19 protein-coding genes and 3 tRNA genes are annotated in these 24,214 nt (G+C 52.4%); 5 read left to right on the forward strand and 17 right to left on the reverse strand.

Translation table 11 applies throughout. From position 1 onward, the window contains the following. Positions 1-17: 17 nt before the first annotated feature. The 10 genes from nsrR to tsaE all read right to left on the reverse strand — a co-directional run bounded on the left by nsrR (position 18) and on the right by tsaE (position 10,934). Complete coding sequence (gene nsrR, locus JC793_RS18170) at positions 18-446, reverse strand: nitric oxide-sensing transcriptional repressor NsrR (protein WP_046894250.1); 429 nt, start codon at positions 444-446, stop codon at positions 18-20. 204 nt (positions 447-650) lie between these two features. Beyond that, positions 651-1,949 (reverse strand): adenylosuccinate synthase, encoded by a 1,299-nt coding sequence (locus tag JC793_RS18175; RefSeq protein WP_127378461.1) that lies wholly within the window; start codon positions 1,947-1,949, stop codon positions 651-653. 191 nt (positions 1,950-2,140) lie between these two features. Beyond that, positions 2,141-3,154 (reverse strand): protease modulator HflC, encoded by a 1,014-nt coding sequence (gene hflC / locus JC793_RS18180; RefSeq protein ID WP_046894248.1) that lies wholly within the window; start codon positions 3,152-3,154, stop codon positions 2,141-2,143. Between the two features lie 2 nt (positions 3,155-3,156). Continuing rightward, positions 3,157-4,434 carry an FtsH protease activity modulator HflK gene (gene hflK / locus JC793_RS18185; RefSeq protein WP_054425248.1) on the reverse strand — a complete coding sequence of 426 codons (1,278 nt, stop codon included), beginning with the start codon at positions 4,432-4,434 and terminating at the stop codon, positions 3,157-3,159. A gap of 86 nt (positions 4,435-4,520) precedes the next feature. Then, on the reverse strand, positions 4,521-5,801 hold the full coding sequence (hflX, locus tag JC793_RS18190) for a ribosome rescue GTPase HflX (RefSeq protein ID WP_166708787.1): 1,281 nt from the start codon (positions 5,799-5,801) through the stop codon (positions 4,521-4,523). 98 nt (positions 5,802-5,899) lie between these two features. Next, positions 5,900-6,205 (reverse strand): RNA chaperone Hfq, encoded by a 306-nt coding sequence (gene hfq / locus JC793_RS18195; RefSeq protein WP_046894245.1) that lies wholly within the window; start codon positions 6,203-6,205, stop codon positions 5,900-5,902. Positions 6,206-6,311: 106 nt separating this feature from the next. After that, on the reverse strand, positions 6,312-7,250 hold the full coding sequence (gene miaA / locus JC793_RS18200; RefSeq protein ID WP_112549901.1) for a tRNA (adenosine(37)-N6)-dimethylallyltransferase MiaA: 939 nt from the start codon (positions 7,248-7,250) through the stop codon (positions 6,312-6,314). Continuing rightward, positions 7,243-9,141: a DNA mismatch repair endonuclease MutL gene (mutL, locus tag JC793_RS18205; protein WP_218426948.1), complete on the reverse strand. Its 1,899-nt coding sequence runs from the start codon at positions 9,139-9,141 to the stop codon at positions 7,243-7,245. The genes miaA and mutL overlap by 8 nt, the downstream gene beginning before the upstream one ends. A 19-nt stretch (positions 9,142-9,160) precedes the next feature. Then, the gene (locus JC793_RS18210; RefSeq protein ID WP_218426950.1) at positions 9,161-10,456 is read right to left on the reverse strand and encodes an N-acetylmuramoyl-L-alanine amidase; all 1,296 of its coding nucleotides are present in this window, start codon (positions 10,454-10,456) and stop codon (positions 9,161-9,163) included. Between the two features lie 13 nt (positions 10,457-10,469). Continuing rightward, complete coding sequence (tsaE, locus tag JC793_RS18215) at positions 10,470-10,934, reverse strand: tRNA (adenosine(37)-N6)-threonylcarbamoyltransferase complex ATPase subunit type 1 TsaE (protein ID WP_046894241.1); 465 nt, start codon at positions 10,932-10,934, stop codon at positions 10,470-10,472. 193 nt (positions 10,935-11,127) lie between these two features. Here tsaE and queG point away from each other — a divergent pair, with 193 nt between their 5' ends. Next, positions 11,128-12,285, forward strand: a complete 1,158-nt coding sequence (queG, locus tag JC793_RS18220) for a tRNA epoxyqueuosine(34) reductase QueG (RefSeq protein ID WP_218426952.1) — start codon at positions 11,128-11,130, stop codon at positions 12,283-12,285. 698 nt (positions 12,286-12,983) lie between these two features. Here the strand turns inward: queG and JC793_RS18225 are convergent. The 4 genes from JC793_RS18225 to orn form a co-directional block, all read right to left on the reverse strand. Beyond that, a tRNA-Gly gene (locus tag JC793_RS18225) sits at positions 12,984-13,059 on the reverse strand. A 34-nt stretch (positions 13,060-13,093) separates the two neighbouring features. Next, a tRNA-Gly gene (locus JC793_RS18230) sits at positions 13,094-13,169 on the reverse strand. A 35-nt stretch (positions 13,170-13,204) separates the two neighbouring features. Next, positions 13,205-13,280, reverse strand: a tRNA-Gly gene (locus tag JC793_RS18235). Between the two features lie 214 nt (positions 13,281-13,494). Further along, positions 13,495-14,040 (reverse strand): oligoribonuclease, encoded by a 546-nt coding sequence (orn, locus tag JC793_RS18240; protein WP_025154642.1) that lies wholly within the window; start codon positions 14,038-14,040, stop codon positions 13,495-13,497. Between the two features lie 164 nt (positions 14,041-14,204). On the opposite strand from orn, the gene rsgA reads away from it, so the two are divergent. The 4 genes from rsgA to JC793_RS18260 all read left to right on the forward strand — a co-directional run bounded on the left by rsgA (position 14,205) and on the right by JC793_RS18260 (position 20,344). Continuing rightward, positions 14,205-15,254, forward strand: coding sequence for a small ribosomal subunit biogenesis GTPase RsgA (rsgA, locus tag JC793_RS18245; protein ID WP_046894238.1), 1,050 nt, complete (start codon positions 14,205-14,207; stop codon positions 15,252-15,254). An 89-nt stretch (positions 15,255-15,343) separates the two neighbouring features. Then, positions 15,344-16,279, forward strand: coding sequence for an archaetidylserine decarboxylase (asd, locus tag JC793_RS18250; protein ID WP_218426954.1), 936 nt, complete (start codon positions 15,344-15,346; stop codon positions 16,277-16,279). Positions 16,280-16,291: 12 nt separating this feature from the next. Beyond that, complete coding sequence (gene mscM / locus JC793_RS18255) at positions 16,292-19,654, forward strand: miniconductance mechanosensitive channel MscM (protein ID WP_218426957.1); 3,363 nt, start codon at positions 16,292-16,294, stop codon at positions 19,652-19,654. Positions 19,655-19,903: 249 nt separating this feature from the next. Next, positions 19,904-20,344, forward strand: a complete 441-nt coding sequence (locus tag JC793_RS18260; protein ID WP_218426959.1) for a hypothetical protein — start codon at positions 19,904-19,906, stop codon at positions 20,342-20,344. 83 nt (positions 20,345-20,427) lie between these two features. Here JC793_RS18260 and yigL read toward each other — a convergent pair whose 3' ends face one another. From yigL to recQ, 3 genes are read right to left on the reverse strand one after another with little or no spacing between them, the layout of a single operon-like run. Beyond that, entirely contained in the window at positions 20,428-21,231 is an 804-nt protein-coding gene (gene yigL / locus JC793_RS18265; protein WP_025154637.1) for a sugar/pyridoxal phosphate phosphatase YigL, read from the reverse strand. Between the two features lie 21 nt (positions 21,232-21,252). Continuing rightward, on the reverse strand, positions 21,253-22,254 hold the full coding sequence (gene pldB, locus JC793_RS18270; RefSeq protein WP_218426961.1) for a lysophospholipase L2: 1,002 nt from the start codon (positions 22,252-22,254) through the stop codon (positions 21,253-21,255). 11 nt (positions 22,255-22,265) lie between these two features. Further along, entirely contained in the window at positions 22,266-24,092 is a 1,827-nt protein-coding gene (gene recQ, locus JC793_RS18275; RefSeq protein WP_218426963.1) for an ATP-dependent DNA helicase RecQ, read from the reverse strand. Positions 24,093-24,214: the final 122 nt, after the last annotated feature.

The following is a 24,214-nucleotide window of genomic DNA, read 5'->3' on the forward strand; positions in this document are numbered from 1 at the left end:
GTGGTTTCTGACGAGCGTTATTCGTCCGTCAGTAACAATTTATAAAGATGCTGATTGTCCTGCACCATATCAGCGAGCGTGTGTTTATCCAGTTCCTGCAGAAACTCCCGTATGGCTTTGTTCAGTACCGATTTCAGCCGGCAAGCCGGGGTAATGTGACAGAATTCACCGCTGCAGTTCACCAGTGTTAACGGCTCGAGCGCGCGGACAACCTCACCGATACCTATAGTATTAGCAGGTTTTCCCAGGCGGATCCCGCCATTTTTGCCGCGAATCGCCTCGACATAACCCAAATGGCTCAATTGGTTAATTATCTTGACCATATGGTTACGGGATACACCGTAGACATTCGTCACTTCCGTAATACTGGTCATTTTACCATCAGGAAGTGACGCCATATAAATCAGCGCCCGCAAGCCATAATCTGTAAAACTGGTTAACTGCACATTTTACCCCGGAAATTCTGTTATCCCGCGCGGGGATCACATGATAAGTAATGGATAATCATTATGTGTGTCTTTTGCTTATTAAGCAAAATTTGTCGTTAAAAACGCCGGATTTCCTGCGCTCACGCAGTCAGAAATTCCGGCGTCAGAAAACAAAAAGCCGGACAAACATGCCCGGCCCTGACTGGTATCAACTGAACGATCTTATGCGTCGAACGGGTCGCGCAGGATCATCGTTTCAGAACGATCCGGACCGGTTGAAATAATATCAACAGGAACGCCTGTCAGTTCTTCAATGCGGCGGATGTAATCCAGTGCTGCCTGAGGCAGTGCTTCGCGGCTCTTCGCCCCGAAGGTGGTTTCAGTCCAGCCCGGCATCACTTCATAGATAGGCTCGATGCCTTCCCAGTTATCCGCAGCCAGTGGTGTGGTTTCGATGATTTCACCATTCGGTAAACGGTAACCGACACACACTTTCACTTCTTTCAGACCATCCAGCACATCCAGCTTGGTCATGCAGAACCCTGACAGGGAGTTAATCTGCACAGCACGGCGGATAGCAATGATGTCCAGCCAGCCGCAACGACGGCTGCGTCCGGTGGTTGCACCGAACTCCTGGCCTTTGGTACGCAGGTATTCACCGGTTTCATCAAACAGTTCGGTCGGGAACGGACCGGCACCCACACGGGTGGAGTAAGCTTTGATGATACCCAGGACATAATCCACATAACGCGGACCTAAACCGGAACCGGTGGCAACACCGCCGGCAGTGGTGTTTGAGGAGGTCACATACGGATAGGTACCGTGGTCGATATCCAGCAGTGTACCCTGTGCACCTTCAAACATCACCAGCTCACCGTTAACGGTGGCTTTGTACAGCAGATCAGACACATCCACAACCATACCGGTCAGGATATCTGCAACTGCCATGATTTCGTCCAGGGTTTTCTGATAGTCAACCGCAGGCTCTTTGTAGTAGTTCACTAACTGGAAGTTGTGATACTCAAGGATTTCTTTCAGTTTCTGAGCGAAAGTTTCTTTATCGAAGAGATCACCCACGCGCAGACCGCGACGGGCAACTTTATCTTCGTATGCAGGTCCGATACCGCGCCCGGTTGTGCCGATAGCTTTCGCGCCGCGTGCTTTCTCACGGGCATTATCCAGCGCAACATGATAAGGCAGGATCAGCGGACATGCTTCAGAAATCAGCAGACGTTCGCGCACCGGAATACCACGCTCTTCCAGTGCAGTCATTTCTTTCAGCAGTGCATCGGGTGCGAGTACAACACCGTTAGCAATGATGCTGACGACGTTTTCGCGGAGAATACCTGACGGAATTAAATGCAGGACGGTTTTCTCACCGTTGATAACCAGAGTGTGACCAGCGTTGTGGCCACCTTGATAACGAACAACATACTTAGCCCGTTCAGTCAGCAAGTCGACGATTTTGCCCTTGCCCTCGTCACCCCATTGGGTGCCCAATACGACAACGTTCTTACCCATTTCGTTTTTACCTGGTTGCTTAAAAAAGGATTCTAGCATCTCATGACCGCCCTTTCAGCACTTTTTATCCACTTTATGAAAGTCACCTGATCTATGTCCATAATAAAGCCCGCCTAAGCGGGCTTTCTTCATCAGAGTGCGACCATCAGCATGCTGACGATTTGTCAGTACCGGTTATGCGGTTACCGGACTTACTGGCCTGAAGCCGGACGCAATGATGTCGGTGCCTTCATGTAACGGAAGAAATCCGTATCCGGGCTTAACACCATAATGTCGTTGCCATCGGGTTTGAAGCTTTGCTCATAAGCACGCAGGCTTCGGATAAACGCATAGAAATCCGGGTCCTGACTGAATGCATCCGCAAACAGTTTAGCGGCTTCCGCATCACCCGCACCACGCAGGGAGAGTGACTGGCGCTCCGCTTCGGCCAGGATTTCAGTACGGGTTTTATCTGCCACCGCACGAATCTTCATGGCTTCTTCCAGACCCTGTGAGCGGTGACGACGTGCCACAGCTTCACGTTCTGCACGCATACGCTGGAAGATAGCTTCGGAGACTTCCGCCGGCAGGTTGATCTGCTTGATACGGACGTCCACCACTTCGATACCTAACGCTGCCATACTGTTCGGATTCACCTGAGGCTGTGCGCCTTTGGTTTCTTCCTGAACACGCGCTGCCGCATCGGCAATAGCGTTATCAGCATCAGTTGCCTGCGGATCGTTACCGGAGCTCCCTTCGTTCAGTGCATTTTTGACTTCCGTCGTTAATGTACCACGGGAATCCGTCACAATCTCTTTCACGCTCAGACGACCGAACTCAGAACGCAGACGGTCACTGAATTTACGTTTCAGCAGGTTTTCAGCCTGATTAATATTACCGCTGTTTGTTGCGAGATAATACAGGCTGAAATCACTAATCCGCCATTTCAGGTAAGAATCGACGATCAGGTCTTTGTTTTCGTTTGTCAGGAAACGGTCAGCCTGGATATCCAGTGTCTGGATACGGGCAGGCAGCATTTTAACGGTTTCAATAAACGGCACTTTCAGATGCAGGCCCGGTTCATAGACAATCGGTTTGTTCTCCGCATCACGCAGAACTTTACCAAAGCGCAGCACAATACCGCGCTCGGTCTGCTGAACAGTAAAGACAGACGCATACAGAACGCCTAAAACCAGAATAACAATAACGGCTAAATACTTACGCATGATTATTGTCTCCCTGTGCGTTCAGTGTTACCACGGATACCCGAACTGCTGAGATCATACGTGTTGTTGTATTCAGCGGGTACATTCGGATTCCGGGTGCTGTTTTGTGCCTGACGGCCTGACGGTGCCTGTGTTGCCGGCGCGGATGATGACGAGGCAGCGGATTTCGCCGGTGCAGTCTGAGAGGCTGCTCTCTGCTCGCGCATAATCTGATCCAGCGGCAGCACCATCATGCTGTTGCTTTTATCATTGGCAATCACTTTACGGGTATTGCTCAGCACACGTTCCATTGTCTCAATGTACAGACGTTCACGGGTGATATCCGGTGCCGCACGGTATTCCGGCAGCATTTTCGAGAAGCTTGCCACTTCACCGCGTGCTTTCAGCACGATACTGGCTTTATAGGCCTGCGCGCTTTCGATCATGCTTTGCGCGTTACCTTTTGCCAGCGGCAGAACTTCGTTTGAGTAAGCTTCCGCTTCACGGATAGATTGCTGTTCGTTTTCACGCGCGGCAATCACGTCATCGAATGAGGCCTGAACTTCAGCCGGCGGACGGGCTTCCTGGAAGTTGACGTCGACAATCGCGATCCCCATTTTATAAGGTCTGATTGTCTCTTCGAGAACTTTCTGGGTTTCGTTACGGACCACGGTACGGTTCGCCGTCAGGATTTTCTCCATGGTGAACTTACCGATAACCCCGCGCACCGCACTGTCCATCGCCTGACGCAGACTGTTGCCCGGGTTGGTGACGCTGAAGAGATACTCTTCCGGGTTCACAACCTGGAACTGGACGTTCATATTGACGCGGACGACGTTTTCGTCAGCCGTTAACATCATCCCGTTGGTCGCCAGATCCTGGACGGTCGCCACATCAACCGCGGTGACGCGATCAATAAATGTCGGTTTCCAGTTCAGACCCGGCTGCACCACATGACTGAATTTACCGAAACGGGTAACCACACCGCGTTCCGTTTCTTTAATCGTATAGAAGCCGGTTGCGGCCCAGACAACAACAACGGCGGCAATAGCGAGACTGATAATACGTCCGCCGGCGAACTGTACCGGAGGACGATTGTTCCCGCCGGACTGTCCGTTATTATTTCCGCCTTTACCGCCACCCAGACCACCGAGTTTTCTGCTCATTTTCCGGAACAGATCGTCGAGATCAGATGCCCCACGGTTCCGGCCGCCTTTGTTACCGTCGGAGTTGCCGCCTTTATTGCTGCTCCCCCACGGGTCGCGGTCCTGTCCGTTATTACCGGGCTGATTCCACGCCATGCCTTCGCTCCACTCTTTTATGATCGGTTTTTCAGGGCTAAGAGCACAAAAACGCGCTCTCAATCAATATATTACGCCGCTGATAATCAGATAACGTAATCGGCTAACTGTTGTTCCTGCTTGCAGAGACGGCGCCAGTCAACAACCGGCAGCCTGATTTCAAGGCAAATCCGGCCATCGTCATCAAGCCACTCGCGTTCAATCGCCTGAAGCTGATAAAAACGGCTGCGCAGACGACCCTCTGACGGAGGCAGACACAATTCCAGGTGTGCGATCTCACCGGAAAGGCGTTCTGTCAGTGCCCGGAACAACAACGGGACTCCTGCTCCGGTCTGTGCTGAAAGCCAGACCCTGACCGGCAGGTTATCCTCATTTCTGTCGATACGCGGTTCAAAATCATCCAGCATATCGATTTTATTCATGACTATCAGAACCGGAATTTCATGTGCATCAATCTCTTCCAGAACTGTATTAACCGCATGAATATTTTCATCAATACGATTATCCGCCGCGTCCACCACATGAAGCAGCAGTGTCGCTTCACGGGTTTCCTGCAACGTGGCTTTAAATGCCGCCACCAGGTCGTGCGGCAGATGGCGGATAAACCCGACCGTATCTGCCAGTACCACAGTACCGACATCATCAACATCAATCCGCCGCAGGGTCGGATCGAGTGTCGCAAATAACTGATCCGCCGCATAGACTTTCGCATCAGTTATGTGATTAAACAGACTGGATTTCCCGGCGTTGGTGTAACCGACCAGAGACACCGTCGGAATATCCGCTTTACTGCGCGCCTGACGGCCTTGTCCGCGCTGGCGTTCCACTTTTTCCAGACGCCCTGAAATCTGTTTGATTTTATCCCGCAGCATCCGGCGGTCGGACTCAAGCTGAGTCTCACCCGGCCCCCGCAGACCAATCCCGCCTTTCTGGCGTTCAAGGTGCGTCCAGCCGCGGACCAGACGTGTGGAAAGGTGGCGTAACTGCGCCAGTTCCACCTGTAATTTACCTTCATGTGTCCGTGCCCGCTGGGCGAAGATATCGAGGATAACCCCGGTTCTGTCAACCACCCTGCACTGGCACAAACGCTCGAGGTTGCGTTCCTGCGCCGGACTTAAGGCATGGTTAAAGAGCACCACATCGGCGTCACTTTCCATCACAGCGTCAGCAATCTCTTCAGCTTTCCCTTCACCCGCAAAATACTTCGGATGGGGAGCGCTGCGGCTGCCGGTCACTATCCGGACAGGTGTCACACCCGCGGATGTCACAAGGGATTCAAACTCACTGAGATCATCAGTGTTTTTATCCTGTGAGAAAAACAGATGGACCAGTACGGCCCGTTCACCGCCTTCATACCTGTCAAACAACAGCAGAACCTCTCAGGCTGAGTGAAAAACACGCAGGAAAAAACACAGGTAAAGTCTCCCTACCTATGTTTTTCCGCGATTGATAACTGCACACTGACTTATTCAGCGCCATCAGTATCCTGTTGCGCACCACCGTTACCGGCTGACTGGTGGTAATTGCTGCTGCCGGTTCCCGGGTTTGCGCCACCGCTGTGGTGAGAAACCGGACGGGAAGGTACGACGGTAGAGATCGCGTGTTTATAAACCATTTGGCTGACCGTGTTTTTCAGCAGAATAACAAACTGGTCGAATGATTCGATCTGACCCTGCAATTTAATACCGTTGACCAGATAAATAGAAACCGGAACCCTTTCGCGACGTAATGCGTTCAGGAACGGATCTTGCAAAGATTGCCCCTTAGCCATTCTGTATTTTCCTTATTTTGTTGTTTTTTAAATGAAACCCAAACTGGGTTCGAAAAATAACTACTCAAAACTTTCGTAACCCGTTAATTGTACACAATCAACGGCGCTATGCACGAAGAACCTGCATAACGGCTTTAAGAGATTGTTCAGGCTGTTCACTGTCAAGCCAGTGAACACCTTCCCAACCCCGCAACCACGTCAGCTGCCGCTTGGCAAGCTGGCGGGTGGCGCAAATGCCCCGATACACCATGTCGTCATAACTGATTTCACCGGCCAGATAAGACCACATCTGGCGGTAGCCGACACAACGGATCGACGGCAAATCCGGATGAAGGTCCCCGCGCTGATACAGCGCACGGACTTCGTCCTCAAAACCGGCGTTCAGCATCATCTGAAAACGCATTTCAATTCGCTGATGCAATATTTTACGATCTGCCGGTGCAATGGCAAACTGATAAGCATTAAAGGGCAAATTCTCCCCTGCGGTTTCCGTCAGTTCTGTCATCGTTTTCCCGGAGATATAGTATACCTCCAGCGCCCGGCTGAGCCGCTGCGGATCATTCGGATGGATTCGTGCCCCGGCGACGGGGTCAATCCGGCTCAGTTCGTCATGAAGAACCTGCCAGCCATCCTGCGCTGCCCGAGCCTCAATCTGCGCCCGGATTTCCGGGTCAGCGGACGGCAGCGGCGATAATCCTTCCAGTAATGCCTTGAAATACATCATGGTTCCGCCGACCAGCAGCGGAATTTTTCCCTGCGCGGTGATATCTGTCATCGCCGCCAGTGCATCACGGCGGAAATCGGCAGCGGAATAGGCCACTGACGGATCGAGAATATCAATCAGCCGGTGCGGGGCGAGCGCCAGTTCGGCAGCGTCGGGCTTTGCGGTCCCGATATCCATCCCCTTGTAAATCAGCGCGGAGTCCACACTGATGATTTCCACCGGCAGCCGCTGACACAGTTCAATTGCCAGCGCGGTTTTTCCTGAAGCCGTCGGCCCCATCAGAAACAGGGCTGCGGGTTTATGATGATTCTGTTCACTCATGACGTAATGCTGCAACGACCTCAGTTAAATCAATTAATTGCACTAAATCTTCCGGCGGCCTGCGCACCAGTTCCGGGCACAGCCGCTCCACATCTGCCAGCAGTTGCACCGCCTGCGCTTTGCTCTGAACCGGCGATTCGCCGGTCAGCATACCGGCCAGACACGCCGCAACAGCGTGTTCACCCGCATCCGGGTTATCAGCCAGAAAGTTCAGTAATTCAGGGATAAGGTGCGGTAAATTTTGCTGACGAAGCGGTAACGATACCGTACGAATCGTCGCTTTTCCACGGGAAACTGAACCTTCTATGCCGAAAGTACGCAATACCCCGGCAAACCGCGTAAATGTCTCACATTCCTGTGCGCTTAATGCCATCTGAAGCGGGATCATCAGCGGCTGGGATTTCAGTCCCTGCTCTCCCGGAATCAGTTGCTGACACCGCAGATAATGTGACGCTTTACTGAGGGAAAACAGCGCAATACCTGCATCTGTCTCAATTAACGCATAACACGGCGGATAAAGCGTAAGGATTTTACCAAAACTTACACGCTCACTTTTTTCCGTCACCGCCTCACCTGCGGCACTGATCCGGCTTTCTGACAGAAAAGTACTTTTTTCCGGAAACAGCTGCGGCCGGTTTTCCGCCGGAGTCTGTATCAGTGACTGATATATTCCGGCTTCTTTCGGGCTGTATACGGGTTTATCCGCAGAATATACCGGTTTCCCGCTGTTACGGCCGCTGTAAGATGCGGTACCTGCCGCCGTTTCCCGGTGCGGGGAAGGAGTACACACTTCCTCCCGTTCAAAAATATTTTTACCGGCCGCCGCGCGGTTTTCGGGCACATGCTGTGTCTGCGGTACTGACGGTGCCGGCTCAAACAGGGAAGCCGGCTGCTCATGCTGCTTCAGCACACTGAGCACTGCCTGATAAATAAAGTCATGCACCAGCCGCGCCTGATGAAAACGCACTTCATGTTTGGCCGGATGCACATTCACATCCACCTGGCGCGGATCAATGGTCAGATACAGAACGTAGGCCGGTTGCTGATCGCCGTTCAGCCGGTCTTCATACGCCTGACGGATCGCGTGGTTGATCAGGCGGTCACGCATCATCCGCCCGTTAACATAACAATACTGTAAATCAGCCGGGCCGCTGTAATCCGCCGGTGAAGCCACCCAGCCGCGGATCGCCAGTTCCTCATGAGACCAGGTCACTGCCAGCGCCTGCTGCATAAAAGCCGTACCGCAGATCGCCCCCAGACGGCGTTCCTGCTGATCTTCCGCTTTGACCGGGCGGTACTGGCGCATCAGTTTACCGTTGTGGGTGAGATTAATGGCCACATCAAAACGGGACAGCGCGATGCGCCGGACCACTTCATCAATATGGCCGAACTCGGTTTTTTCGGTGCGCAGGAATTTCCGGCGGGCCGGGGTATTGAAAAAAAGATCCAGTACTTCCACGGTACTGCCCGCCGGATGTGCCGCCGGTTTCAGCGTCACGTCCATTTCCCGCCCTTCGGCATACGCCTGCCAGGCTTCGCTCTGTTCGCGGGTGCGGGAAGTAAAGGTCAGGCGGGATACCGAGCTGATACTGGCGAGTGCCTCGCCGCGGAATCCCATGCTCATGATAGCTTCAAGGTCATCCAGCGTGGCGATTTTACTGGTGGCGTGTCGGGCCAGCGCCAGTGCCAGCTCGTCTTTGGCAATACCGCAGCCGTTATCACGGATACGGATCAGCTTTTCACCGCCGCGCTCAATATCAATATCGATACGGGTGGCTCCGGCGTCCAGGCTGTTTTCCACCAGTTCTTTCACCACCGATGCCGGGCGCTCAACCACTTCGCCTGCGGCTATCTGGTTTGCCAGCTGCGGCGGTAAAATCCGGATCGCCATAATTGCCCCCGTTCTCCTGTTATTTGGACGGTGCCGCCTGTAACGGATTCGCGGTAAAATATTCGCGTAACCCGCCGTGAATCGCGGCAGCCACCTGTTCCTGATAAGTATCGGACCCTAACAGCTGTTCTTCAGTGCTGTTACTGATAAAACCGGTTTCCACCAGAATGGACGGAATATCCGGCGAGCGCAGTACACCCAGGCTCGCGTGTTCCGGTGTGCCTTTGTGAACTTTACCTATCTTGCGCAACTGGCGGATCACATCCTGCGCCACGGCATAACCGACACGCTGGGAGTTACCGAACTGGAGATCCAGCACGGCCTGGCTGAGATACGGGTCCGCACCGTTTGCCAGCGCATCACCGGCACCACCGAGCAGTTCCGATTGCTTCTCGCTCTGTTCCAGCCAGTTACCTAATTCGTTGTTTGCCCGCCGGTTAGAGAGCACCCAGACCGATGAACCGGTCGCGGTGCGGTTTGGTGCGGAATCCGCATGGATGGAGACCAGCATATTGGCACCGAATTTGCGCGCCACTTCTGAGCGTCCGGCAACGGAGATAAAATAATCGCCGTCACGGGTCAGAACCGGTTTGAACATCGGGTCATTTTTCAGACGCTTTTCCAGCTTACGGGCGATACTGATAGTGACGTTTTTCTCTCTCAGACCATTCTGCCCGATAGCACCCGGATCTTTCCCGCCGTGTCCGGCATCAATCGCCACCACCACCTGACGGCTGTTTTTCGGCAGTTTACCTGTCGGTACAACCGGGATTTTTGCCTGTGCCGGCACCGCGGCCGGGGCAGCTGCAACCGGTGCTGACTGTGTGCTGCCGTTCATGCGCAGTGGTTTGCCGGTTGTGGTCGTTACCGGTTGTGCGGCAGCCACCGGGGCTGCGGTATAACTGTTTTTGCCGGTCAGGGTGATAGTCAGCCCGCCGTTATCCGCTGAATCACGGAAAGTGCTCTTTTCCGCCAGTTCCAGCACAATACGCTGATGCTGAGCATCCGGGGCGCGGCTCTCTCTGACGACGTTAATCAGCCCGTTATCAAGGTTGATCGGCAGGCCGGTAATTTTCTGCGGCTGACGGATGTCGATGACCAGACGCTCCGGGTCGTGCAGCGGAAACAGTTTGTACTGTGGTTTACCGTCAAAACTGAGCTGTAATGTTCCCTGAGAGCCGTTATTACTTACATTGATTCCCGTCAGGGATGCGGCGTGCCCGGCTGTGCTGAACAGCAGGCCCATGCAGAAAAGCAGCGCTGTCAGCCACGATACAGCGGCCACATCAGATTTCCGTGTCAGATATGCATTCATTCTCGGTAATTCCTCACATCTCCGCTAACTTATCCAGGAGTTCTTCACCATAAGGCGAGCGGGCGGTAAAACGCGCTTCCCGTCCTTCCCCATCATACCGTAAGTGCAATTCCAAATCTGCATCCGGCAGAAAACCGGCGCCTTTTTGCGGCCATTCGACCAGGCTCACGGTGTTTTCCCCGAAATAATCGCGGATACCCATAAATTCCAGCTCTTCCGGATCGGCCAGACGATACAGGTCAAAATGATAGACCGGGCGCGGTGAGAGCTCGTACGGTTCCACCAGGGTGTAAGTCGGGCTTTTCACATGCCCCTGATGGCCCAGTGCCTGAAGAAAACCGCGGCTGAAAGTGGTTTTTCCGGCACCCAGATCGCCGAAAAGATGCAGGACAAATCCGCGCTGACTCTGCTGTGCCAGTGCACGGCCGAGCGCGACAGTGGCAGCTTCATCTGCCAGCGTAAACAGACGTTCTTTCATTCTCGTTGTCGTCACAGGTTATTTTATTGAAATAATTGAGCGTGTAATCCGTTAAACATACCACATTCCGGTGATATACCTGCATAACGGCGTGCGAAAAAACGACAATAATGCGCAGTTTTTGTGCCGGACACTCTGTGATAAACTCCGCACCATTCACCATCACCCCTGCAATGTAAGTAAACACTCACTCATGAGCACTGACTCCGTATTACATCAGCTTGCCGCCCGGATAAAACAATGGGGGCACGAACTCGGCTTTCAGCAGGTCGGTATCTGCGATACGGATCTCAGCGCGGAAGAGCCGAAGTTACAGGCATGGCTGGATGCGGGCTATCAGGGTGAGATGGACTGGATGGCGCGTCACGGCATGATGCGTGCACGCCCTCATGAATTGCTGCCGGGCACGCTGCGGGTGATCAGCGTGCGGATGAACTATCTTCCGGCCAAAGCGGCCTTTGCTGCTGTGCTGCAAAACCCGGAACAAGGCTATATCAGCCGTTATGCGCTGGGACGGGATTATCACAAACTTCTGCGCCAGCGCCTGAAGCAGCTGGGAGAGCGGATTCAGGCTGAGTGTGATGAGCTCGCTCTGGGAAATACCCTCAGTTACCGTCCGTTTGTCGACTCTGCCCCGGTACTGGAACGCCCGCTGGCGGCCAAAGCCGGTCTCGGTTGGGTTGGTAAGCACTCACTTATATTAAACCGTGAAGCCGGTTCCTGGTTTTTCCTCGGCGAACTGCTGATTAACCTGCCGCTGCCGGTTGATACCCCTGTTGAGGAGCTGTGCGGCCGCTGTGTTGCCTGTATGACCACCTGTCCGACTCAGGCGATTGTCGCGCCTTATACTGTCGATGCACGCCGCTGTATCTCCTACCTCACCATTGAGCTGGAGGGTGCCATCCCCGAAGAATTCCGCCCGCTGATGGGAAACCGCATTTACGGCTGTGATGACTGCCAGCTGATCTGTCCGTGGAACCGCTTCTCACAACTGACTGACGAGGAAGATTTCTCACCGCGCAAGCGCCTGCATACGCCGGAGCTGCTGGAGTTATTTGCCTGGGGTGAAGCGACTTTCCTGCGGGTGACGGAGGGTTCGGCTATCCGGCGCATCGGATATCTGCGCTGGCTGAGAAATATCAGTGTCGCGCTCGGTAACGCCCCGTATGAAGATAAGATTATTATCGCACTGACAGAAAAAACCGGACTGGCTGACTGGCTTGATGAACATATCCGCTGGGCGGTTGCCCGTCAGTATGCCAAAAGAGATGAGTCAGGTATCGAAATACAGACTTCACAACAAAAACGGCTGATCCGCGCTATTTCCAAAGGTTTGCCCCGCGACGCCTGATCCCGCCTGATTATCCCGTTAAGTTATCCACAATGTTCAGTGTTGTGAATAATATAAAAAGACCTTGCCTATCAATGTGAAGAAAAAATACAAGAGAGCTGTCACACAATTCACATAAATTAAATTAACATATAAATATCAATATATTAAACAGGTGTTATTCCGGTATTCAGCGTAATTCTGTGATTCAGCCGACAAAACCAGCCTGTGGATAACTCTGTGCAGAAAAGTGTGTCAGAACACCCGGGATGTGAATAACATGCCCCGCAGCGCTGTGGATAAAAAATGACATCAGGACAGAAAAATGGCCCCGGTTTGACTTAATCACCCTGTGAAAGGTGATGAAAAGCAGAAACTGATATAAAGATAGTCCGGAAAGTACCGGTGATAATCTTTCACTGTCTGAATAATCACCGCTGGTGATCGTTCATCTGCCCCTTCGTCGGAGAGGGCGCAAATTCTATTTCACCCCGCCGGGATTAGCAAGTTTTTTCCCTGTAATTACGAAAAAAATCATCTAACCGATTAAAATATCAGCAAAAATCCGGTCTGGTCCGTTTTGTGCTGCCGATGACTGTGACTGATGCTTATTTGCACTGCACAACAATTTTCCCGGTGTAACCGGTAACAGAAAACAGCAAAGGTAAACTTCAGGATAATGATACTTCAGGGGGAGATAATAAAAGAGAAGAAAAAATTGGAGCGGGAAACGAGATTCGAACTCGCGACCCCGACCTTGGCAAGGTCGTGCTCTACCAACTGAGCTATTCCCGCGTCGCAACCGGTATATACCTGACAATCTGAAAATTGGAGCGGGAAACGAGACTCGAACTCGCGACCCCGACCTTGGCAAGGTCGTGCTCTACCAACTGAGCTATTCCCGCATCACAACCGGTATATTACCTGACAAACTGAAAATTGGAGCGGGAAACGAGGCTCGAACTCGCGACCCCGACCTTGGCAAGGTCGTGCTCTACCAACTGAGCTATTCCCGCATATTTTGCAATTTGCCCGCACCGCTTTCGATTGAAAATCTATCTCGGTACGGGGAGCGCATTATACGAAAAATTCATTTTCTGGCAAGCCCTCCGGCACGAAAAAATGAATTTTTTTGTTCAGATGCCGATAAAACCGGCAATTCTGCTATAAAATACGCAACCTGCGTTAATATTAACCTGTCTGCGGCTGAAAATCATGTGCCACGTTTTATCACAGACGGATAAAGGTTTCACGGTAGTATGCCAGTTCAGCAATCGACTCGCGGATATCATCCAGCGCCTGATGGGTATTTTTCTTGGTAAAGCCATCCAGCACTTCCGGTTTCCAGCGGCGGGCCAGCTCTTTCAGCGTGCTGACATCCAGATAGCGATAGTGGAAATACTGTTCCAGGGCAGGCATATAGCGGAACAGAAAACGGCGATCCTGGCCGACACTGTTACCGCAGATAGGTGATACCCCCTGCGGTACCCACTGTTCCAGAAACGCGATAGTGGCCTGCTCTGCCTGCGCATCGGAGTATGTACTGGCACGGACCCGCTCAGTTAACCCGCTGGCACCGTGTGTGCGGACATTCCAGTCATCCATCAGACCTAATTGTTCATCTGACTGATGTACCGCCAGAACCGGGCCTTCCGCCAGAATGTTCAGGTTTGCATCCGTCACAATGGTGGCGATTTCGATAATCCGGTCACGTTCCGGGTCAAGTCCGGTCATTTCCAGATCAATCCAGATAAGGTTCTGTTCACTTTTAGCCATGTTGTATCCTATAGTTACCTGAGCATCCGCCTGTTTTTTATTCATACGGATTGAATGATGACGGGTAAAATGAATGGTGTATCATAGCGCGTAATCAGCCCTGCTGCGAGTCACCCCGGCGGGCACTTTCTTCTTTACGTGGTGTCAAAACAGACGAGGTTTCGTTGGCTAAACAAAAACTTTCCAAAGGTCAGGTACGGCGTGTTCAGGCAAACCAGCAGCGCAAACTGCGCAGAGAGAACCGGCCGGAGCCTGAAGACAGCCTGTTCGGTGAGGCTCAGGAAGGACAGGTAATCAGCCGCTTCGGGCAGCATGCGGATATTGAGGCGGCAGACGGCTCTGTACAGCGCTGTAACCTGCGCCGCACTATCAAATCACTGGTCACCGGTGATCGCGTGGTCTGGCGTGCGGCATTGCAGAATAACGAGGAAGGCCGTGTTAACGGGATTGTCGAGGCGGTACATGAGCGCGAATCCGTACTGACCCGCCCGGATTTTTATGACGGTCTTAAACCGATCGCTGCCAATATCAACCAGATCGTGATTGTTTCCGCCATTTTACCGGAGTTATCGCTCAATATTATTGATCGCTACCTGGTCGCCTGCGAAACACTGGGTGTGGAGCCGCTGATTGTCCTCAACAAAATTGACCTGCTGAATGATGAAAGCCGCGCCCTGGTCAATGATTTAATGAATATCTATCGTAATATCGGATACCGTGTGCTGGAAGTGTCCGGCCACACTGGTGAGGGGATTGATGCACTGACTGCGGCACTGGCCGGACGGATTTCTATCTTCGCCGGACAATCCGGTGTCGGAAAATCAAGCCTGCTCAATACATTGCTGCCGGAAACCGCAGATATTCTGGTTAATAATGTTTCTGATGTTTCCGGGCTGGGTCAGCACACCACCACCGCCTCACGGCTGTATCATTTCCCGCACGGCGGCGATGTGATCGATTCACCGGGGGTGCGTGAATTCGGTTTGTGGCACCTGACACCGGAGCAGGTTACTCAGGGATTTACAGAATTCCGCGATTATCTCGGCGGCTGTAAATTCCGTGACTGCAAACACGGGGACGACCCGGGCTGTGCACTGCGCGACGCTGTGGAAAACGGCAAAATAAGCGCGGAACGCTTTGAAAATTATCACCGCATTCTGGAAAGTATGGCGCAAGTCAAACCACGCCGTAATTTTACGGCCGGTGAAGACTGACAAGCGCAATAAGCACAGGTACAATAGCCCCCTTTTGTTCAGAATTCGCCGGAAAAACCGGCAGATAACAAACAATACCAGAGGTCGATGTGCTGGATACTCTTAAAATAAAATTACAATATTTGCTGCCTAAACAGTGTCTTACTCAGCTGGCAGGCCGCTTTGCCAACAAAAAACTTGGCTGGCTGACACAGCTGGCGATCAAAGCATTCGCCAAAGCCTATAAAGTGGATATGCAGGAAGCGAAAGAAAGCGAATTTATCGCTTACAGTACCTTCAATGAATTCTTTATCCGCGCACTGAAAGAGGAAGTCCGTCCGATCGTACAGGGCAGTGAAACTCTGGCGCTGCCGGCTGACGGTACTATCAGTCAGCTGGGGCTTATCCGTGACGATCAGATTTTACAGGCCAAAGGGCATAATTACACCCTGGAAGCCCTCCTCGCCGGAAACTGGCAACTGGCGGATCAGTTCCGCAACGGGCAGTTTGTAACCACTTACTTATCTCCGCGTGATTACCACCGCGTGCATATGCCGTGTGACGGCCATCTGCGCGAAATGATCTATGTTCCGGGCGATCTGTTCTCCGTCAATCCGCTGACTGCTGCCAATGTACCGAACCTGTTTGCCCGTAACGAGCGCCTGATCTGTGTGTTTGATACCGCTTTCGGCCCGATGGTGCAGATTCTGGTGGGTGCCACTATTGTCGGCAGTATGGAAACCGTCTGGTGCGGTATGGTCACGCCGCCGCGTGAAGGCATTGTCCGCCGCTGGACCTATCCGGCACATGACAGTGTCTGTGCGGTAAACCTGAAGAAAGGCGAAGAGATGGGCCGCTTTAAACTCGGTTCCACCGTTATCAACCTGTTCCCGGCGGATACTGTTGCACTGAACAGTGCACTGGCAAACGGTGTTTCCACCCGCATGGGGGAACTGCTGGCTACCTGTATCACAACGGATGATGACACTCACGCAGAAGACAGCCCTGACTGCCCGCCGCAACCTGACGCCGCTGCCACTAACTGAGGACTCTTCCCTGTGCGCCTGATTATCTCATTTTTACTGGCGGTTTTTCTTTTCTCCCCGCTGACAGCGGTATATGCGGCATCGGATATTAACGAGCCGCAGATCCGCCAGGAACTCAAGCGGATTGAGAGCAGCAAAGATCCGAAAGATATTGAGATGGCTCAGGCGTTACAGGCGACCCTGAACTGGCTTGCAGACAGTAAAGCCGCGGATGAGCGGGCACAGAGCTATCAGGACACCATTGATAACTTCCCGAAGCTGGTCAGGGAACTGCGCCAGCAACTGCTGGAAGAGAGTGATTCTCCGGCCAAAATTCTGACCACCCGCCCTATCAGCGACCTCGAGCAGCAGACTATCCAGCTCAGCGGACAGTTACTGGAGCAGGGACGGCAGTTACAGCAGGAACAGGATAAAAACCGCGAAATCAGCGATTCCCTGACGCTTCTGCCTCAGCAGCAGTCCGAAGCCCGCCGTCTGCTCAATGAAGCCACGTCCCGCCAGCAGGGACTGACAACCCCGCTGACACCGCTTGCCGAGGCTCAGTCCACGCTGGCCGCAGCTGAAGTACAGGCGCGCAAAGCGACAGTCAATGAGCTGGAACTGGCACAGCTTTCTGCCAATAACCGCCAGGAACTGACCCGTATCCGCCTCGAACTGCTGCGTAAACGCTATCAGCGGCTGGATCTCGAGCTTCAGCAACTGCGCAGTGTACTGAACGGTAAACGCCAGCAGAAAGCCGAGCTGGCTCTGGAACGTACCGAACTGCTGGCTGAACAGGCCGGTGATTTACCGCCGTTCCTGAAAGAACAGGTTGATATCAACCGCGAGTTGTCGCAGGTACTGAATGATCAGGCCGTGCACATGAGTGATATCGGGGAAATGCAGCGCCAGGCGGCAACCGATATCCAGAAAGCACGCCAGGTTCTCGGTACCATTCAGGAACAGGCGCAGTGGCTGAACGGCTCAACAGCACTGGGGGAAGCCCTGCGGGCGCAGCTCAGCCGTCTGCCGGATATGCCGAAACCCCAGCAGCTGGATAAAGAAATCACCGACCTGCGCGTTGAGCGTCTGAAATATGAAAATATGCTTGATGCCCTGTCCGGTGATAATAATGAACCGGATACTTCACAGACAACCTCGCTCCCGGCTGATCAGGCCTCGCTGTATCAGCAGCTGGTTGACAACCGCAAAGAATTGCTCGGCTCCCTGCTCTCCGGTTACGACACCGAAATTCTGGAGCTGACCAAGCTCAAAGTGACCACCAGCCAGCTCAGTGATGTACTGGCTGAAGTCCGCGATGATACACACCGTTATCTGTTCTGGGTGGCGGATGCCACCCCGGTTTCCCTCAATTACCCGATTGAAGTACTGACCAGCCTGACCAAACTGCTGTCTCTGGATACCCTGGCGCAGCTCGGCGGTGCGTTCAAAACGATGTTCTCATGGCAGAACAAAGAGATTTCACTCTATATTATCGGTACCCTGCTGCTGGCTATTTTCGGCCTGAACTACCGCCGTCATTACCAGGCATTTCTGGACAGAACCAGCCAGCGCATCGGTAAAGTGACACTGGATCGCTTCTCCATCACGCTGCGTACCCTGTTCTGGTCTGTACTTGTCTCTCTGCCGCTGCCGGTGCTGTGGTCGGCTATCGGCTACGGATTACAGAATGCCTGGCAGTATCCGATGGCAAAAGCAATCGGCGACGGTGTCAGCGCCACCACACCGGTTCTGTGGCTGTTTATGTTCTGTGCAACCTTTGCCCGTCCGAACGGCCTGTTTACCGCACAGTTCCGCTGGCCGGAAGCCCGTGTCAAACGGGCGATGCGCTTCTATCAGCTTTCTATTTTTGTCATTGTGCCGCTGATGATGGCAATGACCACCTTCGAATACTTTAATGACCGGGAATTCGCCCCGACACTCGGCCGCCTCTGCTTCCTGCTGCTGTGTGCCGCACTGTTTATTATTACCAGCAGCCTGCGCCGCGCGGGGGTTCCGCTCTATCTTGACCGTCACGGCAGCGGTGACAATGCGGTCAGCAAAGGTATGTGGTGGCTGCTTCTGCTGGCACCGGTTGTGGCGGCCATTTCGGCTCTGCTCGGCTATCTGGCAACCTCACAGGCACTGCTGGGCCGTCTGGAAACGTCGGTTGCTATCTGGTTTATGCTGCTGGTGGTCTATAACATCATCACCCGCTGGATGCTGATCCAGCGCCGCCGGATTGCCTTTGAACGCGCCAAACAGCGCCGTGCTGAAATCCTGGCGCAGCGGGCAAAAAGTGATGACGACAGCAGCGTGAACAGCAATGCCAACAGTGCTGAAGGCGTGATTGATATTGAAGAGCAGGTCATTGACCTCGACACTATCAGTGCGCAGTCTGTCGGGCTGGTCCGCTCCATCCTGACGATGATTGCCCTGGTGTCCTGTATTCTGCTCTGGTCAGAACTGCACACCGCGTTCTCCTTCCTGGAAAATATCCGGCTGTGGGATGTCAGCAGCAGTATTAACGGCGTGGATACTCTCCAGCCCATCACACTCGGCTCTGTCTTTGTCGCCATTCTGGTGATTATCATCACCACGCAACTGGTACGAAACCTCCCCGCCCTGCTGGAACTGGCGCTGTTACAGCACCTGGATCTGACACCGGGTACCGGGTACGCCATCACCACCCTGACCAAGTACGCGATAACGCTGGTCGGGGGGATTGTCGGATTCTCGCTGATCGGTATTGAATGGTCGAAAATGCAGTGGTTTGTAACAGCGATGGGTGTCGGGCTGGGCTTTGGTTTGCAGGAAATTTTCGCCAACATCGTTTCCGGTCTGATGATCCTGTTTGAAAAACCAATCCGTATCGGCGATACCGTGACTATCCGTGACCTGACCGGCAGCATCACACGTATCAACACCCGTGCCACCACGCTGACAGACTGGGACCGCAAAGAGATTATCGTCCCGAACAAAGCCTTTATCACCGAACAGTTTATTAACTGGTCGCTCTCGGATACCGTCACCCGTATCGTCCTGACGATCCCGGTACCGGCGGAAGCCAATCCGGAACAGGTCACTATTCTGCTGCTGATGGCAGCACAGGACTCCGCGATGATTCTGGATACACCAAACCCGGAAGCCTACCTGGTTGATTTGCAACAGGGTATTCAGATCTTCGAACTGCGTGCTTACGCAGCTGAAATGGGACACCGCCTGCCGGCACGTCATGAAATTCATCAGAATATCCTGCGCAGCTTCGCGGAAAACAACATCATTCTGCCGTTCCCGCCGTTTGAGGCGCGTGTGGATATGGTGGGTAACATCCTGCGCAGCGGCACTAAAAACCTGTCGGGCCGTAACCCGATGCGGAAATCAGGCGGGTTGTGATAACCGGTAAAGCCAGATAATAAAATTTAAGATATACTGCTGACAGTGATTCTTCATCTTAAATAGATTATCTGGCAACCATTTTAAATAAAATGAATACAAGTAAGTTAAATTTAGGATGGTGGAATATTGGTATATCTCCGCCAATACGCTCCCATGAGACAAAAAGAACTGACGCTATTACTTTAGCAGGTAATTATATAACGCAGTTCATTCAGCAGCGAGAGCTATTTTTTTTCTGATTACATTATGAGTGATAACGACGATATCCTGAATTCAATTAAAAGTTCGTTTCAAAGTGCATTAAATATTGTAGCGATAAAGGAAAACATTGAATCTGAAGTATTTTATATACTTAACTTAGTTAAAGAATCAACAAGTAACATTGTATATCCGGAAATTAAAAACATTGATAAAGATGATATACTATTAAACATGATTTCAGCATATGCAATATATGATAAAGCTATTTATCTGAAAAGTGAAACTAACCCAAAGATAAAACATCTTTTATGTGAATATTCATTAAGTAAATCAACCGGATTTCCGGTAACAGTACGATATAAAAACGAAGAATTTTCTTGTAATACAATAGATATTTTAAAGTCAACATTAAAAGATATTTTAACTACACCCGAAACAGCAATGGCTATGGCTAATTTATTTAATGGTAAAGATGCAGATTATTAATACTACCGATTATTGCAATCTGAAAGAAATAAACCGCCGGAAGAATAACATCCGGCGGTTTTCTGTGTATCTGAATATACGATTTACTGCTGATATAACCGGCGCAGGTAATGGGCGACGGCGTCATCCGCATTAGAACCGATCACTTCCATCTCCGGCAGAATATCTTTCAGACGCTGATGCGCTCCCGCCATAATGCAGCCTTTTCCTGCCATTTCCAGCATTTCGCGGTCATTCATACCATCACCGAAAGCGATGCAGTCATTCAGACGGTAACCCAGTGATTCTGCGACCTGCTGCAGTGCCTCACCTTTTGAGACACCGCCGGCCATCACTTCCAGGCAGCTGCGCAGCGAGAAACTGACATTCACTCTGTTACCGAAACGCACACGGATTTTTGCTTCCAGCGCGACAAGTTTCTCGTGGTCATCACAGGTGAAGTAGACTTTGCAGACCTGATCCACCGGAAAATCATTGCGGTCGAACAGTTCATACATAAAAACAGATTCCTGGAAAAACTCTTTCTGTTCAGGGCTTTCCCGGTTGATCATCCAGCCGTCACCGCGGTAATAGTTGGTGAGGATATCCGGATTATCAAACTCCATCAGGCACAGCTCGCGGACCACATCCGGGTCCACATCATGACTGAATACCAGCTCACCTTTGGTGTTGTGTACCCGCGCGCCATTGGAGGTGATCATAAACGCATCAATTCCCAGCGCATCACGGATCTGCGCCACATCCACATGATGGCGGCCGGTGGCAAAAACAAAATGCACGCCTTTATTGATGGTCAGCAGGCGGAGGGTTTCCTTGGTGTAGGGGGTTAAACTGTGGGCAGGTGATAATAACGTTCCGTCTAAATCTGAAGCAACCACATGATACATATGCAAATTCCTGAAAATTGATTAGTGGAGTCCGAAAAAATGACAAATCGCATTGAGCGCGACAGCGCGCAACGCGTCTTCTTCGAACAGGATCTCGTGATAAGCTCCCTCAAACGTCAGAGGCATATGTTCTTCTTCTTGTCCTGTCCGGGCTTTACGGCGGTTTTCGCAGAAAGCCAGCAACTCCCGATTGTCCACCACCTTATCTTCTGATGCCATCAGCACCATCAGCGGGGTGTTTATCTCTCCCGCCCGCGCAATTATCTTCTGTCCGATATCAATGCTTTCGCGTAACCAGTGATACGTGGGTCCGCCGAGACGTAAAGCAGGATAGTCAGCATAACAGCGCAGGTAACGCCGGTACCGCGGGTAGCTGTGGGTCAGCATGTTGATTAAAAACGGCAACGGCTGCCACTTCCCGGTTGATACCGCATACTCATTGCGTTCCGACGGCCGTTTATCGGCGCGGTTCACAATCATATTGGCCAGCCACATCGGCATCGGTAAATTAATGCCGAACATCGGGGCACATAACACCGCGGCACGGAAAGTATCCGGCTCGCGTAACAGATAACCGCCGAGTATCGCACTGCCCATCGAGTGTGCCAGTGCATAGCGGTACGCATAATCTTTCTCCGCCAGCGCGATTTTCGTGAACTGAGAAAAATCATCAATATAGTCGTCGAAACGTTCGACATGGCCTTTTTGCGGATCATCCAGCATCCGGCCGGAAAGCCCCTGCCCCCGGTGATCCATAATAAAGACATCAAAACCGAGGTGGAAAAAATCGTACAGCACTTCCGGATATTTGACGTAGCTTTCGCTGCGCCCGGAACTGATGACCAGCACTTTGTCATGCACAGGATCAGTAAACTGCACATAACGGATAGTGACATCATCCGTGCCCTGAAATGTCCGCTCATCCCGCCGGTTCCAGAAATCAAGTAACGGGCCGTTAACGAAAGCCGAATACTCCGCTTCGCGTTCCAGCCAGCTTGCTTTCAGGGTGTCCGGTGGCAGCATAGGGTGCTCCTCTAGTCATCGAATCCGGTAAGATGCTCGCGGATAAGGGCCATAAATGCATCGCCGAATCGTTCCAGTTTCCGCTCTCCGACGCCATTTATCAAGAGTAAATCATTTGCCCTGACCGGGCACTGCTCCGCCATTTCAATCAGTGTGGCGTCGTTAAAGACCACAAACGGCGGGATATTTTCTTCGTCAGCGATGGATTTGCGCAGCTTGCGCAGTTTCGCGAACAGTTTTTTGTCGTAATTACCACCGTAACTGCGGGCGGTCTGGCGTGGTTTGATATTCTGTATCCGTGGTACCGCGAGTTGCAGCGGAACTTCACCCCGCAGCACCGGGCGGGCGGATTCGGTTAATTGTAACGCAGAATAATTGACGATGTTTTGCGTTATCAGCCCTAAGTGGATCAGCTGACGAAGCACACTGACCCAGTGCTCCTGACTTTTGTCTTTACCGATACCGTAAACCGCGAGTTTATCGTGCCCGTATTCGCGGATCCGCTGGTTATTCGAGCCGCGCAGCACATCCACAATATACCCCAGACCAAAGCGCTGTCCGGCGCGGTAGATACAGGATAACGCCTGCTGAGCCTCAAGCAGCCCGTCATACTGTTTCGGCGGATCAAGACAGATATCGCAGTTACCGCACGGCGTCTGGCGGTTCTCGCCGAAATAATTCAGTAATACCAGACGGCGGCAGGTCTGAGCCTGGGCAAAAGCGCCCATCGCATTCAGTTTGTGCTGCTCGATATCTTTCTGCGGTCCGGCCGGTTTTTCATCCAGACAGCGGCGCAGCCACGCCATATCCGCCGGATCATAAAACAGAACCGCTTCCGCACTGACGCCGTCACGTCCGGCGCGGCCGGTTTCCTGGTAATAGGATTCAATATTACGCGGGATATCAAAGTGCGCGACAAACCGGACGTTGGATTTGTTAATCCCCATACCAAACGCCACCGTGGCCACCACAACCTGCAAGTTGTCCTTGAGAAAGGCATCCTGAACCCATTCACGCTGTGAATTATCCAGGCCGGCATGATACGCCGCAACACTCAGCCCGCGTTTTTGCAGGCGGGCGGCGACATCTTCCACTTTATTACGGCTGTTACAGTAAATAATGCCGCACTGGCCTTTCTGACCGCGGACAAACATCCAGAGCTGATCAAACGCTTTATATTTTTCCACCAGCGTGTAACGGATATTCGGGCGGTCAAAGCTGCTGATGTGGATCAGCGGGTCGCTTAAACGCAGCCGCGAGCAGATATCAGAGCGCGTGGTGTTATCAGCAGTCGCTGTCAGGGCAATCACCGGCACACCCGGCAGATGCTGGCGTAATTCACCTATCGCGCAGTATTCCGGACGGAAATCATGACCCCATTGTGAGATACAGTGCGCTTCATCCACTGCCAGCAGCGACGGCTGCCACTGCTGTAACTGGCGGATAAAGCTGCTCATCAGCAGGCGTTCCGGCGCCACATACAACAGTTTGATGCGGTTGCTGTGACACCCTTCCAGTACCTTCTGCTGTTCCTGCGGGGTCTGCGCCGAGTTCAGATAACCGGCATTCACGCCCAGCAGGCGCAGCTGATCGACCTGATCTTTCATCAGGGAAATCAGCGGTGACACCACCACTGTCAGCCCCGGCAGCATCAGTGCCGGAATCTGGTAACACAGTGATTTCCCGCCCCCCGTCGGCATGACCACCAGACAATCGCGTCCGCCGGTCACGGTATCGATAATATCGGATTGTCCGGCACGGAATTGCTGATAACCAAAGACCTGGCGCAGGATAGCGTCAGCGTCGGGCAGGGTATTGATGACTTCAGCGGTAGACACGCAGCTCCTCAGGTGAAACAGAAATCCGGGCAGTGCATTCTGCCGGTGAAAAGATGCTTCTATGCTAGCTCAGTTTGCCATCAGATAACAGACTATCCGCACGGACGGTGATAATATTCGAT

This window comes from Morganella morganii (genome assembly GCF_019242955.1).
Lineage (GTDB): Bacteria > Pseudomonadota > Gammaproteobacteria > Enterobacterales > Enterobacteriaceae > Morganella > Morganella sibonii.

Excerpts from the sequence above, each read along its gene's own strand:
- JC793_RS18175 (WP_127378461.1), bottom strand. The coding sequence starts at position 1,949 with ATGGGTAAGAACGTTGTCGTATTGGGCACCCAATGGGGTGACGAGGGC.
- hflC (WP_046894248.1), bottom strand. The coding sequence starts at position 3,154 with ATGCGTAAGTATTTAGCCGTTATTGTTATTCTGGTTTTAGGCGTTCTG.
- hflK (WP_054425248.1), bottom strand. The coding sequence starts at position 4,434 with ATGGCGTGGAATCAGCCCGGTAATAACGGACAGGACCGCGACCCGTGG.
- hfq (WP_046894245.1), bottom strand. The coding sequence starts at position 6,205 with ATGGCTAAGGGGCAATCTTTGCAAGATCCGTTCCTGAACGCATTACGT.
- miaA (WP_112549901.1), bottom strand. The coding sequence starts at position 7,250 with ATGAGTGAACAGAATCATCATAAACCCGCAGCCCTGTTTCTGATGGGG.
- mutL (WP_218426948.1), bottom strand. The coding sequence starts at position 9,141 with ATGGCGATCCGGATTTTACCGCCGCAGCTGGCAAACCAGATAGCCGCA.
- JC793_RS18210 (WP_218426950.1), bottom strand. The coding sequence starts at position 10,456 with ATGAATGCATATCTGACACGGAAATCTGATGTGGCCGCTGTATCGTGG.
- tsaE (WP_046894241.1), bottom strand. The coding sequence starts at position 10,934 with ATGAAAGAACGTCTGTTTACGCTGGCAGATGAAGCTGCCACTGTCGCG.
- queG (WP_218426952.1), top strand. The coding sequence starts at position 11,128 with ATGAGCACTGACTCCGTATTACATCAGCTTGCCGCCCGGATAAAACAA.
- orn (WP_025154642.1), bottom strand. The coding sequence starts at position 14,040 with ATGGCTAAAAGTGAACAGAACCTTATCTGGATTGATCTGGAAATGACC.
- JC793_RS18260 (WP_218426959.1), top strand. The coding sequence starts at position 19,904 with ATGAGTGATAACGACGATATCCTGAATTCAATTAAAAGTTCGTTTCAA.
- yigL (WP_025154637.1), bottom strand. The coding sequence starts at position 21,231 with ATGTATCATGTGGTTGCTTCAGATTTAGACGGAACGTTATTATCACCT.
- pldB (WP_218426961.1), bottom strand. The coding sequence starts at position 22,254 with ATGCTGCCACCGGACACCCTGAAAGCAAGCTGGCTGGAACGCGAAGCG.